Below are 15,764 nucleotides of genomic sequence, written 5' to 3' on the forward strand. Positions count from 1 at the left end.
CCGCCCGCGCGGCGTGGTAGCCGCTGCCCGTCAACCTCCGACTGATGACCGACGTAACGAGCAGCAACCACGCGAATGCGACCCCGCAGTCGGCGGCCAAGACGAAGGAGCAGCAGGTCACACGCCCACCAGCGATCGATGAGCTTAAGTTTAGGAAACCGATGCTTTATCCCCTGAGCTACGAGGGCGCGAGTGCACAGCCTACCTGCCAGCGGATACCCACGAGTACCGAGGAGTGCCCACCCTCGCCCACCCTTGTCAGCCGCCGTTGCCCCGACCGTTGGAGCACCACACCGAGCACGCGATCATCGCCCAGCGACGCCCGGTACCCACCGCTGCCCGACTTTGACCAGTGCTATCCGGGCCTGCCCACGACTCACCGAGCAGATTCCGAGGGCTACAACCGGCTGCGCTCGTCCAGGCTGAGGGCACGGGGCGCTCGGAGTGCGATCCTCGCGTTAAGGCGCCTCAGCGACCGGCCGCCTCCGGGGCCGCGCCACCCGGTCAGCCCAAGAAGGAACGATCATGCTGGTGCGCCTGGGCGAACGAACCGGTGGGATGCGTCCTTCGGACTCCGGATCAGAAGGTTAGGGGTTCGAGTCCCTTCGGGCGCACAAGATCAGGAGGCGTTTGACCTGCCGCAATAGGGGTCAGGCGCCTCTTGTCGTTCGTCCCCTATGGGGGCATGTTGCTCGATTGGTGCTCGTACGACGAGCGTGGCCTACGTCCTAGCCTGTCCCTCTCGGTTCGCAAGGGGTCCATCGCCTCCGAGTCGCACCTGCCACACACGGTTTAGACATCCCACGTCGCTAACGCGTCAAGCCGCCGGCCGGTCGGCGTTGTTGGTCCGTGGCCATGCGATGGTTTCGTCGTAGCGCGTTCGGTGGCGTAGGCACCTCGCCAGGGCCGGTTCCCCTTTTACGGCAACGGTTTTCGTGGCGGCGAGCCAGGCGTGGGTGGCCAGCAGATGCGGATTGGTATGCGGGCCCAGTCGTAGTCGCGGGGCCGTGCGCGCCGGCGCCGGCGGAGAGTCGGCACCATGCCTGGGCGGGTAGGGCGGCGATCAGCTGGTCGGCGCGGCAGGTGCCCATGCTGGTAGTGACCATGTCGACGTTGCGGCGGGTGGCCCGCACATAGCCCACATCACGCTCTTCCAGCCAGACCCGCAGACTCTTGACCTGCCCGTAAGCTTCGTCGCCGGTGATCCACCCGACTGGCACCCCGGCGTCGAGGGCCCGAGCCAGCAGGGCCTTGGCGATCTGCTCGCACAGCAGGTCAACAGGGTTCGCACTCTCAGATGCGGCCATCGCGTTCCCTCTTCTCGGACTTGGTCGTCTTGAAGGATCGACGCGATGACTGTCTCTCATCTACGCAACACGCCCAATGAAGGGCAATTCGCACACCACTCCCATGGATGCAACCACGCAACGCGCATCTACCTTCTGTGGCTCGGCGCTTGCAGGTGCGAGAGGATGAAGCGGTGATATCCCGCTTTTCCGAGGCAGACTTCCAGCTAGTTTGGCCGCGCAAGCTGTTCAAGGCCCAGGCAGCGAAGCTGCTAAATCAGCGCGCTAGGGACAGTTGGAACGAAAATGTCGAAATGATGCTGGAACATGCGTTCGCCGGCGGCTATGCAGGAGGTCCGGCTGCGGAGTTTCGCGATACCATCGACGGCGACCACACATGGGGAAGCCCCCCCTCGAAGGCGTCGTCGTTGACCGCGAGGCAACAGTTCCTACGCAACCTCCTGAGTAACGCCGATCAGCTTCACGAGGATGGATCGTGGCGGCGCCCCTACTGGCGCGAGCGTAAAGCTGGCCAACGTCACAGCGCCGTTCTAAGCGAAACAGCCGCTATACGAGAGTTCGTTCATCTTGTCAATGAGCTTGACGGTGCTGGCTACTTTGAGAATCGATTTGGCAAGGACTGCGTCGACGACCCTCGTGATGATTCGGCTGACGCGCTTTTCGAACGAGAGCTGGGCGTCAAACAGGTCTGGCCCTTGAATCAGACTACCCTGGGCGGGGACATCGATTTGTTCTTTGACGTTGTGGAACTATTGCACGACCATGTCTCTCTCCCGACGACGCGGCGTCTGCACAATTACGCGGGCTGCGGTTGGCATCATGTGACGTTTGAGGCAGAGCCGGGACGTATGGTTTATCGATGGCGAGTAAACAAGATCCTGGTTCGAAGCGACTTCGGCCTGAGACTAGCTGACGAGGGTGACGACGTCGGAAGGTTAGTCAGCGTTACTGACGACGCTCGGACTGAACTAATGCACGCAGTTGCAAGCCGCAAGGATAGCGGCCCTGCCGATCAGGTCCGCCATGCGTTAGCGCTCTTCAGACAACGTGGAGCCGACCGCAACCAAAAACGATCAGCCATTGCTGCCCTAGCTCTGGTACTTGAGGAACGTCGGCACAGTGTCCTTGCCGATGCACTCGCCAAGAGCGACCGGGGGGCGCTTTTTGACATCGCCAACAACTTCCATGTGCGCCATCAAGATGCAAAGCAGAAGCGCGATTACGATGATTTCTACCTCGATTGGATTTTCTGGACCTACCTCGCCACCGTCGAACTCACAAACCGCATAGTCGATTCGCAGGGTACGTAGATGGACAGTTCGTTCGTCATCTGCTACGCCGAATCGGAATATCTCGGCAACCATCACGGAAGGGTCGGTCGAACGTGACGCGGGACGATGCCGTTGCCGCGCTGCTGAAGTTGGGTGTACCCAACGAAATTCTAAGGACTTTCCCTGGCCTTCCTGCAGATGTCGAAGCCCTTCTGGTCTACGGAAGCCAAGCACGCGGGGACGCTGTACCCGGCTCCGACTTGGACGTTCTAGCGCTGGTGGCCAGAGCTCGTGCCAGCGCCTACTCCGGTGTAGTAAGCGTCAGCTACTACACCGTCCAACAATTGGAGACCGGCATCAGCACCCTATTCGGGTCTCATCTCAAGCGAGACGCGAAGATTGTTTGGGACAAACACGGGAAGCTGGCCCAAGCCGTCGCGTCGATGGGTGAGGTCGACACCGGGCGGCTTTTCTCACGGGCGCGAGAGATGTCGACGCTATTCACCAGCCTGGATCGCGACCTGCCTAAGTATCTTCCAGGTCTTCTGAGGCAGGCCCGCTATTTGCTGCGCAGCTGCCTCTACGCACAGTCTATCGCCGCAGGCAATCCATGTTTCTCGGTTCGCGAGCTGGCGATCCGCCACAACGATGTGAATCTTGCACAACTTCTGGCTTCGCGGCAGAAGGGCGAGCCGACCGTTGCCGACTTGACCGACTGTTTGTCCTGGCTGCGCAGGCTCGTCGGCGAGTTTCCCTTGAGCGAGAACGGCTCCCTCGAGGCCACCGTCGTCAACGAGTGGGGTCGACCGAGCGACACACTTTCGATGGCCTTCATGGCACTCGGTGCCACCGGGAACGGATCCGACTACGCCGAAGTGGAGAAGATTCTGCTGTGAATGTCGAGGTTGCGTTCGTCGGCGACGTTCACGGGAACGTGGACGCCCTCCGAGGCCTTTGTGATCTGCTCAGCTCTCGCGGCGGACCGCACATGGTGTTCCTAGGCGACTACATCAACAAGGGCCCGGATTCCGCCGCGGTCATGCGCGAGCTCCTTGAGCAATCGCGGACCGGCCGCGCGACCCTCCTCGCAGGCAACCATGAGTCCGTGTTGCTTGAAGCGTTTAAGACCGAGGACCTGGCTGCGTTTCTCAAGATGGGCGGAGCGATGACGATCCGTTCATACGTGAACGGGAGGGTAGGCGCGGATGTCCTCAGAGACTTCAGGGCAAGATTTCCAAGCGAACACTTGGAAGCGTTACGAAGCATGCCTCAGACCTACGAGACGGACGACCTGATCGCCCAACACATGCCGCCTCTCGCGTCTGCGGACAAGTTCCGAATCAGCGGGCATCTTCCCGTCGGGGAGTTGGCACGCGTAGGGCACAACTCCGCGCAACTCGACACCGGCTGCGGGGACGAGTCCGGTCGACTTAGCGCTCTTTTGTGGCCCAGCCGCGACGTCGTCCAAGTCGATGCCAGGGGTGCCGTTTTGATCGGGTGAACCTTTTGATCACTCATTGAGATGATCAAGGATCCACTGTGCCTCTTGCACGCCCTGCGTATTGCGCATCGATTCGTTTAGCTCAAGACATGCCCGTGCGTACGCTTCTGCCTCAACTCGCCGCCCAGACGCGCGGTAACACTGCGCAAGCAGCTTCAGCGAGATTGCCTCACCACGTCTGTTTCCGATCTGGCGGTTTAGAGACAGCGCCCGCTCACCAAATGGCAAGCCGTCGTTGGGCTGGCCCTGCCGAAGACGCACCTGGGCGCCGAGCACCTCGGCGTTGGCATGCAGCGCAGTCGGAGGCATGCCGCGCAGCGTCATGACTGCCTCGTCCGCATAGTCGGCGGCCATCTGCAGGTTTTTTGCACGTACCTCCAGCCTCGCAAGGTTGACTAGCGATTGGCACACATCCAGCTCGTTCCCAGCGTGTCGTCTGGCCATCAATGCATCGTCGAAGTTCCGTCGAGCCATCGGAAGGTCGTCAACCTTTAAGTACGCGAGCCCAAGTTCATCGAGAATGCGGCATCGGACCTTCTGGCCGAAAGCATCGCGTTCGTCGAGGAGGGTTAGTGCTTGCCTAAGCCGGCCGATGGCATCGACATCACGTCCTACCCGTCGTAGCAATCCGGCCTGAGCTGCGAACGCTTCCGCCGCAAGCGGCGAATACAGGTGTGAAGCGCCATCTAGAATCTGATCGATCGCGTGCTGTGTCGAGGCGTACGCACCGTCGAAGTCGCCGTCCCTTGCCAGGAATCTGGCATACGCCAAGTGCTCGCCTGGTCCGCCCAAGGTCGCGGCTTCTCTCAGTGCGATCCTCCCGGCGTCGGCCTGACCAAGCTCGACCAGCTTCTCGCCACGCAGCCGTAAGTTGGCCGCGTGCAAGACGTCCCGTCCAGACGACGGAAGCAGCTCAATATGCCGGGGAATCTTGGAACTCGCCAGCACCTCCCATGTCAAGAGGCGCTCCTTTAGCTTGTTCTTTAGCTCTCGGGCGTCCGCTACCGCCTCGTACATCACCGAGTGGTTGGGCTTGACCCGTTTCGACGGACAGGGTCGTTGTGTTGATCTTAGTTAGGCGGCTTGGTCGATCGGTAGCGGTTGTGAGCTGGTGGCCTCGAAAGCCGCAGGGCTGAGGTAGCCGAGGGTTGAGTGTCGGCGGCGGGTGTTGTACCAGCCCTCGATGTATTCGAATATGGCCTGTCGGGCGGCTTGGTGCGTGCGCCAGGCCTGGCGGTGCAGGAGTTCGGTTTTGATGGTGGCGAAGAACGACTCGGCGACTGCGTTGTCCCAGCACTGTCCGCGCCGGCCGACGGACAGGCGGATGTCGTGACGGTGTGCGAGGCGGGCGTGCTGGGCGCTGACGTATTGCGTGCCGCGGTCGGAATGAAACACCAGCCCGGGCTCGGGTCGGCGGCGTGCGAGAGCGTCGGCGAGGGCGGCGTCGACCAAGTCGGTCCTCAGGTTGTCGGCCACGGCCCAGCCGACGACCCGGCGTGATGCGAGATCGATGACGGTGGCCAGGTAGAGCCAGCCCTGCCATGTGTTGATGTAGGTGATGTCGCCGCACCAGCGGGTATCGATGACGCCAGGATCAACACGGAAGTCGCGGCCGACCAGGTCAGGCCGGAGTTCAGCGGCCGGATCCGGGATTGTGGTCGTGCGCCAGCGGCGTGGGCTCTTGCCGGCGAGTCCGGCGGTGCGCATCAGCCGGGCGACGCGTTTGCGGCCGTGCCGTAGCCCCTGCTCGGTGAGGTCAGCGTGGATCCGGGGTGCCCCGTAGGTGCCCTTAGACTGTTCGTGCAGCACGGTGATCTTGTCGGTGAGCCGGGCATCGACCCGCTCGCGCTGCGACTGGGCGCCGGTTTTCTGCTGGTAGTAGGCGGATCGGGAGACCTCGAGCAGTTCGCAGGCACGTTTGACGCTGTGCTTGCCGGCCTGCTCCGCGGCGATGAACGGGAAGACGTTCACCGGGTCTCCTTCGCGAAGAAAGCCGTCGCCCGTTTGAGCACATCGACGTCTTCGCGCAGCCTGCGGTTCTCTTTGCGCAGCTGTGCGAGTTCGGCCCGTTCGTCGGTGGTCAGCCCGTCGGCGCGGACGCCGGTGTCGAGTTCGGCCTGCTTGACCCACTCACGCACTGCCGTCTCGGTCAGGTCGAAGTCCTGGCTGACCTGCCGCAGCGTGCGGTCACCACGCTGGCACAACTCGACGATCTCGGCCTTGAACTCCGGCGTGAACGAACGCCGAGGCCGTGGCCGCTTCTTTCCCATGCTCTCCATGATGCTGGACATCCTCCCGGAGACCCCAGGTCCCCTGATCTCGGATGTCCGTCAAAACGGGGCAGGCCCAGGTGACGGGACATCTGCTCCCGAAGACTCACAATCGGATCAGCGGGTGAGTCATGCTTCAGGAAGGCAATCCATACATCCCGCATCGGCTGCTCGGCGCGGCCGAGTTCGAGGAGACCCGTGAATACTTCTTCCTCCGTACCGGAAGAGTATCCCCAAGGGCTACCGGGCTCACTGCCCCACGCTCCCTTGAACATTGCCACCAAAAAGTGGCTTTCGCTGATGAGCTCGTTGATCGCCTCCTGCGGCCGCCTCGCCGTCCCTCTGACGCGGTCCCACCCGACCACCTCGTAGGTGACGCTGCTCTGGCCCCTTCGCCGGGCGTTGTGCTCATCAACGCAAGCACGGACGACCTCGCGCTCGTGCTCAAGGTCGCCGGGCGACGCTAGGAAAATCCGGAGCGGCAGTGCATCGACCATGGAACGGACGATAGTCGCACAGTCCCACTAAGCAACGGCGGGTGCAACCGACCGAATTGGCAGTCCCATGGCTGCCGTAGAACGGTAGGCGTGTCCGACCTCTGGGCGGATGTTTCTCCATCGACCTGGAGGTCACCGTCGCGCGCCGCACGGCATCGGCCCCCCGGTGCCGCCCGCCCGGCGAGTGGACCTAACCGACTCTTTCCCGACACCACCCTCCAAACCGGGATCGGGTTCCTGCCCCTCAACCTTGCCATCACCCATAGTTGTTGTACGTGGTGCGACGAATGCCGGTTCCTGGCCAAGATCGAACGGCTTGACGGAGTTAGCGAGGTTGAGCGACGCTGGCCGTCCAGAGTGGATCTGGCGTGAGGCTGCCCGTGGCGATGCGTGATCATGCGCAAGGCGCAGGGCGGTTCGAAGGGTGGGTAGCGGATGACGCACTCCTATTCGCCTGCCTGGTCTGGACTCTCGCCCTGCCTTGTCCAGCCAAGGAACCTTCGGAACAGGAGCACGTGATCTGGCCCAGGCTCGGGATTGAGCTTGCGCAGGTCGTCGGCGGCCTCGCCGAGCATTGACGCCAGGTAGATGCTCAGCGCTACCTGATCGTTCACGTATTCGGCAGAAAGTCTCAAACGAGCCTCCCCGCACGGCCAGGGCTGCGCGCAGACGCGACACAGCCACATGGGGCGGATGGGTAGGTGCTCACGCATGCCGGCCGCCGTTCGCGCGGTACGCCTGCCCTCTCGTGAGCCCGTTTCCGACCCACATGATCTCGGTCTGCTGATTCCAACGGGGCGAGTCGGTCCGCCTGGGCGGCTCGATCCCCTGAGGCTCGACGGGCACGGCCAGCCGCCTGTCGGGGCACGTCTTCCACCTCAGTCCGCAGGAGCAATTTCGGCGGAACCAGCGCCGCCACACCGGGCGATGGATGGGTGCGAGCGGTACGGGTTTAGGTGCTCTCCATATGGGCATGCGCCGACTCTCGCCGGTGGGTTTACGACCCGTCAAGGGGGTAGGGTGACATGTCGTAAACCGCCCCGGTCGGATGGTCGGCACTGATGACCGGGGATGTTATGGCGATGGCCGAGATAGCGGCCTTCCTCGGTGTGTCCAGGCAGCGAGCAAACACACTCGCAGACCGTCCCGACTTCCCTGAGCCGATCGCGCACCTGACCGTGGGGCGGGTGTGGGCGACGGCCGACATCCGGGCCTGGGCAGAGAAGCGCCGCAGGGAGCTTGAGGGCGAAGCCGGCTAGATCAGCGCCGCGTGAGCTCCCCGCCTCGCGCAGCTCGGCCCTCATCAGGTTTTCAAGGACACGTAGGCCGCGCCGCCGCCAGTGGAGTAGCCGACACTGCACCGGGACACAGTGGCCACGAGCGCAGTCGTGAACGTAGGAGCACCACCGAGCACCACGTCCCAAGCACCGGGAAGGCCCATCCCGGTCGTCAAAGCGAGTCAAGGCCGTGATCCACGTTTCCACTGGTGAGGGCCGTATCCTGAAAGCGCGACCGTTGAACCTGCAACCCCGACCCGGCCGCGCCTGGAGCCCCTCAAGACCAGCCGGTATGGCTGCGGGCTAGCTACACCCGCGACCACGGGGTGCGGCACATAATCCGCATTCTGGAAGCGCCAGGTCCGGGTGCTGCTCCTGCCGCCGTCCCGGGGACGCTACGCGGCCCTGTTCACGCCACTGCCCGGCGCTGTCGGCGCGCAGCAGGCGATCGGCCATGCGAACGCCTCCGGCTCCGACTCGAACTCCCACCGCAGCACCTTCCCCGTCTCGGTGTCCCCGGCGCGGGCGATGACCTTCCAGCGTGTTTCGCCGATGAGCCACATGGTTGGCGGACTCAGGCCAGGCGGGTACGCACCACCAGGTCGTGCAGGGCGTCCACGGCTGCCGGGTCTGCGTGGTCGGGCAGCGCCGACGTGCCCCGGGCCGCCTCCAGTTCGGCGCGTAGCCGCGGCACGTCGGTGGCGAGCCGCTGCGCAGCGCCCGCGGGGAGCGGTCCGTGCTCGGCCTCCCGCTTGGCGGCGATGAGGTCCGGCACGTACGCCAACCTCGTCCCGAGCACACCGAGGTCCGTCTCCAGGCGGCCGGTCCGCATCAGGTGGATCCCGGTGAGCAGGACCCGCAGCGTGTACAGCGCGGGCTTGAGCTGTCCGGTCTTGGCGTACAACCTCTCCTGGGTGGCCGCGAATCCGAGGTAGTGGTGCGCGTGGTGACGGGTGATCAGTTGCGGGGCCAGAGACCTAAGCTCGGCGTGCACCGCAGTGGTCACGACCACCAGCGGCGACAGCAGCTGCTCCAGGACGTACCCGTTGCGACTGTTCAACAGCCTGGCAAACTTCAGCAGATCGTGGCTGACCACGTCCAGCTCGACACCGTCGCGCACGCCGGCGTGCTGCAACGTCTGCGGCCCGGTGCGCAACCCGAGCACTTCCTCGGGCGAGAGCAGGTGCGCGGCCCGCAGATCCAGGTCGGAGTCGATGGACGCGAACCCGTACAGGTGTGCACCGCTGACGGTGGCGAACAGCAGCGGACGGGGCAGGGCGCGGGCTGCCTCGGCGGCCCACGGCGGCACCTCGGTGGTCACTGCAGGTTCCTTTCCCGTACGGCCGTGAGCAGGCGATCCACGGCATCCCGGTCGGGCTGTTCCGGCAGCGCGGTGGCAGCGGCCGCGTCTGCGAGCTCAGCGAGCAGGTCCGCTGCCCAGGCGGCGACCGCCTCCCAGGGCAGCTCGCCGCGCCGCACCGCGAGCAGCCGGTCGCGCAGGTGACGAACGTCGACCAGGATCTCCCCGGTACGCAGCACGTGCGCCCCGGCGACCAGCAGCCGGATCATATGCATGGCCTGCTTGTGATTCGTCTCGCCGGTGCGCTCGCGGCGGGCCGCCACCCGATCGAGCTGATCCCGGGCGTAGCTGCCGTACGTCTGGGCCACCCGCCGCGACAGGAACGCCCGCCGCGCCGCCAGCAACTGTTCCCCGTCCGCGGTGATCGTCTCGATCAGCGGGGACCAGAGCACCTCCAGAACCGTCGGGTTGCCCTGCAGGGCAAGCACGCAGAAGCGTTCGAACTCCCAGGAGAACTGCTCCGCCGCCGGCCCGTCGACGTGGGTGGGCGGCTTGTCCAGGTGCCAGAACGCGCGGGTCGGCGCCGCATACACACCTCGCCGGTCGTAGTCGGAACCCGGGCCATGCAGCCCGTACGCCCGCGACCCGACCACAACGGCGAGGACGGTATGCCGCTCGACAAGCTCGATCATGCGCGGCAACGCTACCCAAGCGCCGCCCGGCACGCGTGATCTTTTCCAGGCAGACCGCAGCCGACAACCCCGTCCCGTTCGGTCTCCATGTGCGCGAGGTCGTCGGGCGACACTACGCCGGACCCGTACACCAAGATCGACAACAGGCGCCAGCGCCCGGCTGAGGACCTTCCGCTCATCGGCGGTTCCGCATGATGGGCGACTCCGGAGAGCGCCACGGTGCGTGATGGCTGACGGCCTGCCGTCGCGCACGATCTGCGGCCAGATGAGTGCGCCCGGGCAGTGAGCCTCACCGGTGATCGGGAATCGGACCGCGCCGAGGTGCAACAGCACCGTCGACGTGCATCCGGCGGGGCACCTCGAGCAGGCCAGCAGGCAGCACCGTGCCGCCCGTGATCCGCAGGACGCTGTGCTCCTGCCCGTCCCATTGCAGCGCAAGCCCGATTACCGGCCCGTGATCGGACCGCTCAGCGGCGGCTCGTGCTGCCACGGCGTCGCGGTCACCGTAGTCGGCGGCCGCTGCGGGCCCTTGAGGACGCTCCGCTCCCACGGCCACAGGCCGCGGACCGCTGCACCGAGCCCGCGGGCCCCGGCGCGGGTGGTGAGCACCGCCGGTACGCTGACGAGCTGGGCCCGCCACGCTCGTCGAGGTCGACGGCGGGCCGTTCTGCCTACCGCAGGTCCTTCACCGCAGTCGCCGTCCTCACCTCGAGCCGGGCGCGCTATCTACGCGCAGGTTGCCCTTGCCACTGCCGTCCGCAGACTACGACGCGCTCGTACGGCTGCCCAAACGAGACGCCTGTCGATCGACCAGGCCTCGGGCCCGTACGGTTGGCGAATGCCCGAGACCGGACTTCGCCGTGAGTTGGTCAACAACCGCTGGCTGCTGTCCCTAGCCGTCGTTGTGACCGTGGGAGCGACGGCCTGGGCCTGGCAACTCGCCGCGACCGGTTTCAGCCCCAGTCCCCGACTCACCGACCGTGGCGTGATCGCCGTTGCGCTCGACGCGAGCCAGACCGACGTAACCGCTCCTGTGCAGGTTCACGTCGCCTACAACCCCGGAACCGGCAAGGCGGGCACGACCTCCCTGTCGCTGGTGCTGCAGCATGAATTCGGTGCCGTGCCCAAGGCGGCGCCGCCGACCGCTGTCATTGTGCTGATTTGTGGGGAGTTGGCCACGGGCATCGACATGATCAACAACTTCTACCAGCCGGTGAAGTGGAAACCCGTGCAGCCGAAGTCCGAGAACGGCGACTACTGGTCCATGCTCGGCGGATCGATGTCGCGGTGCGTATACACGCGTGTTTCGCTGGACAGCGGCGATGTGGGCCTGCGGCAGGAAATCCTATCCGGTGTCAGCCGGATCACGTGCATGCGCGCCTCCGGGCCTCGGCTGCTCTACGTCCTGCCAGGACTGACGACCCTACCCCCCGCATCCGCCGGAGATATCGCATTCCGCCCGTTGCCGCCGGGATCCAAGGCGACCATCGACCTTGACAACCAACCCGGCGACTTCAATGCGCAGACCGCCAGTCCGCAGCTGCCGGACTCCGGCGTTCTTCGCTGGACCAGGGAACTGGCGCCGGGCGGTGCGGGACCGCTCAGCTACCGCCTAGGTGGCGAACTGCTCGACACGGCGGCTATACAACAGCGCAACCTGTTCATGGCCGGCGCGTTGGCCGGAGTCGCCGGCGGCGGCATCATGCTCGTGCTCGAGGCTGCCGTTCAGTTGCTGCTGAACGGCAGCCGAAAGCGCGCGGCAAACCCGCAAGCCGTGGCCCCACCGCCTCAATCGCAGGATCGCACCGAGGTGCCTGTGCTCATCACGCCACCGGCGGCCGCGCCGCCTCCTCACCGCCGCGATCGATCGGTGTCCGTCGCGGTGGCCGCCGCAGTTGGGGCCACCGCCGTCCTGATCCTGCTCCGCCGCAGGAGGAACCGGCGGTGGTTCTAGATTAGAGCGCCCGGCAGTAGGTCCAAGATTCGGACAGGCGAGTACCCGCGGGCAGTAGACAGGCACGGGTCCATCGATCATCGGAGTTCTCTACGCTCTGTGACCGATGGAGTCCCGTGCCTGCCCTGCCATCATCGTTGCTCGAACCGATCTTCGTCCAGTTCGCCGTGTTGTGTCCCGAGCAACCCGGGTTCGACCCGGGGCATCCTCTCGGTTGCCACCGCCGCCGGATCCCGAACCGGGTCGTGTTCGAGCTGCTCATCGCCGCTCTGGTCCACGGATCGGGCTACGAACGGGTGGCCACCGAGCAGTGCTCGGACCGCACGATCCGCCGGCGCCTGCGCCTGTGGGCCGAGGCCGGCCTGGGCGAACAACTACACGAACTGGTCCTGGACGCCTACGACCGGATGATCGGCCTGGACCTGGCCGACGTCAGCGCCGACGGCGCGATCACGAAAGCTCCGTGCGGCGGGGACCGGGCCGGCCGGTCGCCGGTCGACCGCGGCAAGGGTGGCATGAAACGCTCGACCGGCGTCGACGGCTACGGCATCCCGCTCGGCATCACCGGCGCCCCGGCCAACCGGCACGACTCGCCGCTGCTGCGCGACACCTTCGAGCAGTGCAGCCGCCAACTGCGCCATCACTGGCCGCAGCAGGTCACCGCCCACCTGGACCGCGGATACGACAGCCGGCGCACCCGTGAACTACTCGACGAGATCGGCTTCGACGCCGAGATCGCCCGCAAGGGTGTGCCCGCACCGATCCAGGTCGGTAAGCGGTGGGTGGTAGAGCGGACGAACTCGTGGATGAACGGATTCGGCAAGATACGCCGCTGCACCGACCGCGACTCCCAGATCATCGACTTCTACCTGTACCTGGCCACCGCCATCGTCACCGTCCGTCAACTCATCCAACGGGCACGGGTCCTCTACCGCTGGGATACCCGGCCCACCACCCGCCGACTCAAGTGACACCTATTGCCGGTCGCTCTTAGTCGGTCGGCGCGGCGGCGGCTGAGGGCGCGACCGTAGCGTTCGGCGATCCCCGGCATGAGGCTCTCGCCGTCGGCCGGGCGATCCAGGCCGAACACGTAGCCGGACAAGTCCAGCACCCGCTGCACGGCCCAGATGCTGCCATCGCCACACTCGCCGATGCCGTACGGCTCACCGATTTGGCCAACCGCCACCGCGGTACGCCCAACGGCGCCCCGGATGACGTCACCTGGTTCCCGGCGCTCATTACTGCGCACGAGTCCTTCCCAAAGCGACCGGACGGCTTCGGAACGTCAGTACCCTCCAGCACCACGCCCGATCCTCGGCGGCAGGTAGCGCGCGGATCGCGGCAAATCCGTGCGTCTCTGGCGCCCAACGGTCATCTCGACCGGATCATATCGGCGATCATGCTGAGCACCTGGGTGGGGGACTTGGGCAGCAGTTTCAGGATCGCCAGCGCCTTCTTGTCTCTGGGCGACTCCAGAAAGACGTACATTAGCCCGAAGACAAGAAACAACACGGTCGGTGCGAGCGCGGCAATCCACAGTAAGACTGTCACGGCTGCCTGCCCAACAGCAGCGTGGGAATACCCGACGACGTGCCAACCGCTGACGATCGCCAACCGACCGACCCGGCGGTGATGAGGAGGGAAACGTGCTTCACGCCCTCATATACTGCCCAGGTGGGACATTGGTCTGAGAGCCTCGTGGATGACCTTGCCCGTCAGGTTGGCGGCAGCCCGGACCGGGAGGAACTGCGAAGGGTGTTGCGAAGGTCCGGGCAAGAGATCGAGACCTTGTCGGGACGCACTTTCGACCCCATGCGGCGGTTCACCACCGTATTCGAGGCCAACGGGCTGCCGTTCATCGACGTCCCCAACATGCGCATGGGATCTTTGGAGACCGCCGACACCGCTTGGCAAGTGCCGGATCCGGTGCAGCCAGAGTTCGCTGTGGCACTGCAGGTTCACGCGTTGGAGTCCCCCAGCCCTACTGCCGTGTCCGTGGCTGACGGACTGGGGTATGCCGGTCAACTGGTCGCCCACGCAGCGCGTCGGGGCGCCCTGACGCGGGAATACGTCATCGAATGGTTGGGAGCCTTCGTCGGTTTCGAGGAGCGCAAGGCGCTCTTCCGTCGCGTCATGGATCCCAACACCAGGTTCAACGTGCCGGTCATCGGGCAAGCAGTCGGCGGTTGGTGGATCCAGATCACCCGTCGTTTGATGTGGATAACCCACGAGACACCGAACGATGGAAGGCTCGTCGAACCCCTGTTCGACAGGTCGACCGACGACAACTGGATTCCGCTTGCCGCCGCTGAGCCCACACTGATCCTGGCTCGGATGACCAAGCAGCCCGCAGACTGGGTCTTCACCGCGCGCATATGGCCGCAAGGCGCACAAGTGCCCAAGGACCGGCCTTGGCGCCGGTTCGCGTCGGCGATCCACGGCTTCGGGATCCCGACCATCACGATCGACGACGACTCGACCCCACACGAGCTCGCCTGCCAGGTGGTGTTGAAGGCTTACTGGCATGGATACCTGCGCGGCGACGAGCCAGCGTTGAGACACGTGGTCGCGCTGGCCTACCCGAAGCAGGTCGAGCTGATCCACCGCAGGACGGATGCGCCGGACCTGGGCTCAGCCGCGGCGATGCTGCTGGAGCAGCTGATCCAGCCCGGATTCGACCCGGCGCAAGGTGCGGAACTCACCCGCCGATACGTCCGCCGCAAGGCCAGCATCGTCGTCATGGAGCACCACAAGCGGGAATCGCCGCAACGCTATCCATGGACACAGCTCGGCATCAGCGAGCGACGTTACTACAAGCTCATGCCGCTTTTCGCACAGAAAGTCGACGGCCGCTACCAGGTCAACTACGACGACATCGTGACAAAGATGAGGGAGCATCTCGACGGCAAGGACCAAGGCCGGGAGATCCGGGCAGCCACCCTGGACCTCCTCAAGCAGCGCGGGTTCAGCCAAGCGGCCGCCCGCAAATGGATGCAACGACACCAGCCCGAAGAAGCCCTGGACGCATGGCCCCGGGGCCTCCGACCCCAACCTGAGTAGGCGACGTCGTACTTGCTACGGCCAGCCGGTGGTTCTGTGACCGTGTGCGGGCAGTCCAACTTTGCGACGAGATTCAGCCCGGCGTTGCCCGAGATGTGCAGTTCCGGGGGTTCATCGGAGATCGGCTCACCGATGGCGCTGTGATCTTCGGCCACGACGGTTGTGCGCTGGGCCCACCCCGCTTTTGACGCACTCAATTCGGCTACTTGCGGATGCTCGGCGCGGGCGGCACAGGTCTCGGCCCGTGACAGAGCGTCATCCTGACGGCGTTGATGAGGGGAATTCCGACTACTCGATCAACGGCGCCTGCCAGTCGGACAGACCCACCACAAATGATCATGCGGCCACTGTCCAACGGCTAACAATGTGCCCAGTCGCACCCAATCCACCACCGCCGGGCCACCTCCTCCACGAGGCGATCGTAGGCATGTTCTATAGAGCCTGTTTCTGATCTGCCTGGCGGGACTTGTGGTAGGTGAGCGACGGTCGGCGTGGCGGCCGTCCATAGAAGACGGGCTCTTGGTAAGCAGACGGTTCCTACACCCTGCTGCCCCAAGAGCCCGCCTTGACATTGAACCCTGCCCGGCCTGCCGCCAGCCAGCGGCCCCATGCCGTCTGTGCATGTGGCTGCGCAA

At 65.0% G+C, this 15,764-nt stretch carries 13 protein-coding genes, 1 tRNA gene and 2 pseudogenes; 7 read left to right on the top strand and 9 right to left on the bottom strand.

The features are described from left to right. Nucleotides 1-533 precede the first annotated feature (533 nt). Nucleotides 534-614, top strand: a tRNA-Arg gene (locus tag KBX63_RS04635). Between the two features lie 331 nt (nucleotides 615-945). Here the strand turns inward: KBX63_RS04635 and KBX63_RS36650 are convergent. Then, nucleotides 946-1,238: pseudogene (locus KBX63_RS36650) on the bottom strand (IS701 family transposase); the annotation flags it as partial. A 242-nt stretch (nucleotides 1,239-1,480) separates the two neighbouring features. Here KBX63_RS36650 and KBX63_RS04640 point away from each other — a divergent pair. The 3 genes from KBX63_RS04640 (at nucleotide 1,481) to KBX63_RS04650 (ending at nucleotide 4,079) form a co-directional block, all read left to right on the top strand. After that, nucleotides 1,481-2,617, top strand: a complete 1,137-nt coding sequence (locus KBX63_RS04640; RefSeq protein ID WP_210908494.1) for a hypothetical protein — start codon at nucleotides 1,481-1,483, stop codon at nucleotides 2,615-2,617. 74 nt (nucleotides 2,618-2,691) lie between these two features. Beyond that, entirely contained in the window at nucleotides 2,692-3,474 is a 783-nt protein-coding gene (locus KBX63_RS04645) for a nucleotidyltransferase domain-containing protein (RefSeq protein WP_307871612.1), read from the top strand. Beyond that, nucleotides 3,471-4,079, top strand: coding sequence for a metallophosphoesterase (locus KBX63_RS04650; protein WP_210908495.1), 609 nt, complete (start codon nucleotides 3,471-3,473; stop codon nucleotides 4,077-4,079). Before KBX63_RS04645 ends, KBX63_RS04650 begins: the two co-directional genes overlap by 4 nt. Before the next feature lie 9 nt (nucleotides 4,080-4,088). Here KBX63_RS04650 and KBX63_RS04655 read toward each other — a convergent pair whose 3' ends face one another. From KBX63_RS04655 to KBX63_RS04680, 7 genes and pseudogenes are all read right to left on the bottom strand, one after another. Next, a complete protein-coding gene (locus tag KBX63_RS04655) occupies nucleotides 4,089-5,039 on the bottom strand; it encodes a tetratricopeptide repeat protein (protein ID WP_247661632.1) in 951 nt (316 codons plus the stop codon). A gap of 114 nt (nucleotides 5,040-5,153) precedes the next feature. Continuing rightward, on the bottom strand, nucleotides 5,154-6,050 hold the full coding sequence (locus KBX63_RS04660) for an IS3 family transposase (RefSeq protein WP_210908496.1): 897 nt from the start codon (nucleotides 6,048-6,050) through the stop codon (nucleotides 5,154-5,156). Next, nucleotides 6,047-6,349, bottom strand: coding sequence for a transposase (locus KBX63_RS04665; protein WP_185755210.1), 303 nt, complete (start codon nucleotides 6,347-6,349; stop codon nucleotides 6,047-6,049). Before KBX63_RS04665 ends, KBX63_RS04660 begins: the two co-directional genes overlap by 4 nt. Before the next feature lie 218 nt (nucleotides 6,350-6,567). After that, nucleotides 6,568-6,846 (bottom strand): annotated as a pseudogene (locus KBX63_RS35000) (DUF4062 domain-containing protein); the annotation flags it as partial. Nucleotides 6,847-8,518: 1,672 nt separating this feature from the next. Then, entirely contained in the window at nucleotides 8,519-8,686 is a 168-nt protein-coding gene (locus KBX63_RS04670; protein ID WP_210908497.1) for a hypothetical protein, read from the bottom strand. Between the two features lie 11 nt (nucleotides 8,687-8,697). Beyond that, complete coding sequence (locus tag KBX63_RS04675) at nucleotides 8,698-9,444, bottom strand: DNA polymerase beta superfamily protein (RefSeq protein ID WP_210908499.1); 747 nt, start codon at nucleotides 9,442-9,444, stop codon at nucleotides 8,698-8,700. Further along, entirely contained in the window at nucleotides 9,441-10,115 is a 675-nt protein-coding gene (locus KBX63_RS04680) for a DNA polymerase beta superfamily protein (RefSeq protein WP_210908500.1), read from the bottom strand. Before KBX63_RS04680 ends, KBX63_RS04675 begins: the two co-directional genes overlap by 4 nt. Nucleotides 10,116-10,953: 838 nt before the next feature. Here KBX63_RS04680 and KBX63_RS04685 point away from each other — a divergent pair. After that, nucleotides 10,954-12,069, top strand: a complete 1,116-nt coding sequence (locus KBX63_RS04685; protein WP_210908502.1) for a hypothetical protein — start codon at nucleotides 10,954-10,956, stop codon at nucleotides 12,067-12,069. A gap of 116 nt (nucleotides 12,070-12,185) precedes the next feature. After that, a complete protein-coding gene (locus KBX63_RS04690; protein ID WP_210908504.1) occupies nucleotides 12,186-13,040 on the top strand; it encodes an IS5 family transposase in 855 nt (284 codons plus the stop codon). A gap of 400 nt (nucleotides 13,041-13,440) precedes the next feature. Here the strand turns inward: KBX63_RS04690 and KBX63_RS04695 are convergent, their stop codons facing one another. Further along, complete coding sequence (locus KBX63_RS04695; RefSeq protein ID WP_210908506.1) at nucleotides 13,441-13,683, bottom strand: hypothetical protein; 243 nt, start codon at nucleotides 13,681-13,683, stop codon at nucleotides 13,441-13,443. A gap of 60 nt (nucleotides 13,684-13,743) precedes the next feature. On the opposite strand from KBX63_RS04695, the gene KBX63_RS04700 reads away from it, so the two are divergent. Beyond that, entirely contained in the window at nucleotides 13,744-15,129 is a 1,386-nt protein-coding gene (locus tag KBX63_RS04700) for a hypothetical protein (protein WP_210908508.1), read from the top strand. The last annotated feature ends 635 nt before the right edge of the window (nucleotides 15,130-15,764 follow it).

The sequence above is a fragment of the Micromonospora sp. U21 genome, from assembly GCF_018070045.1.
GTDB lineage: Bacteria > Actinomycetota > Actinomycetes > Mycobacteriales > Micromonosporaceae > Micromonospora.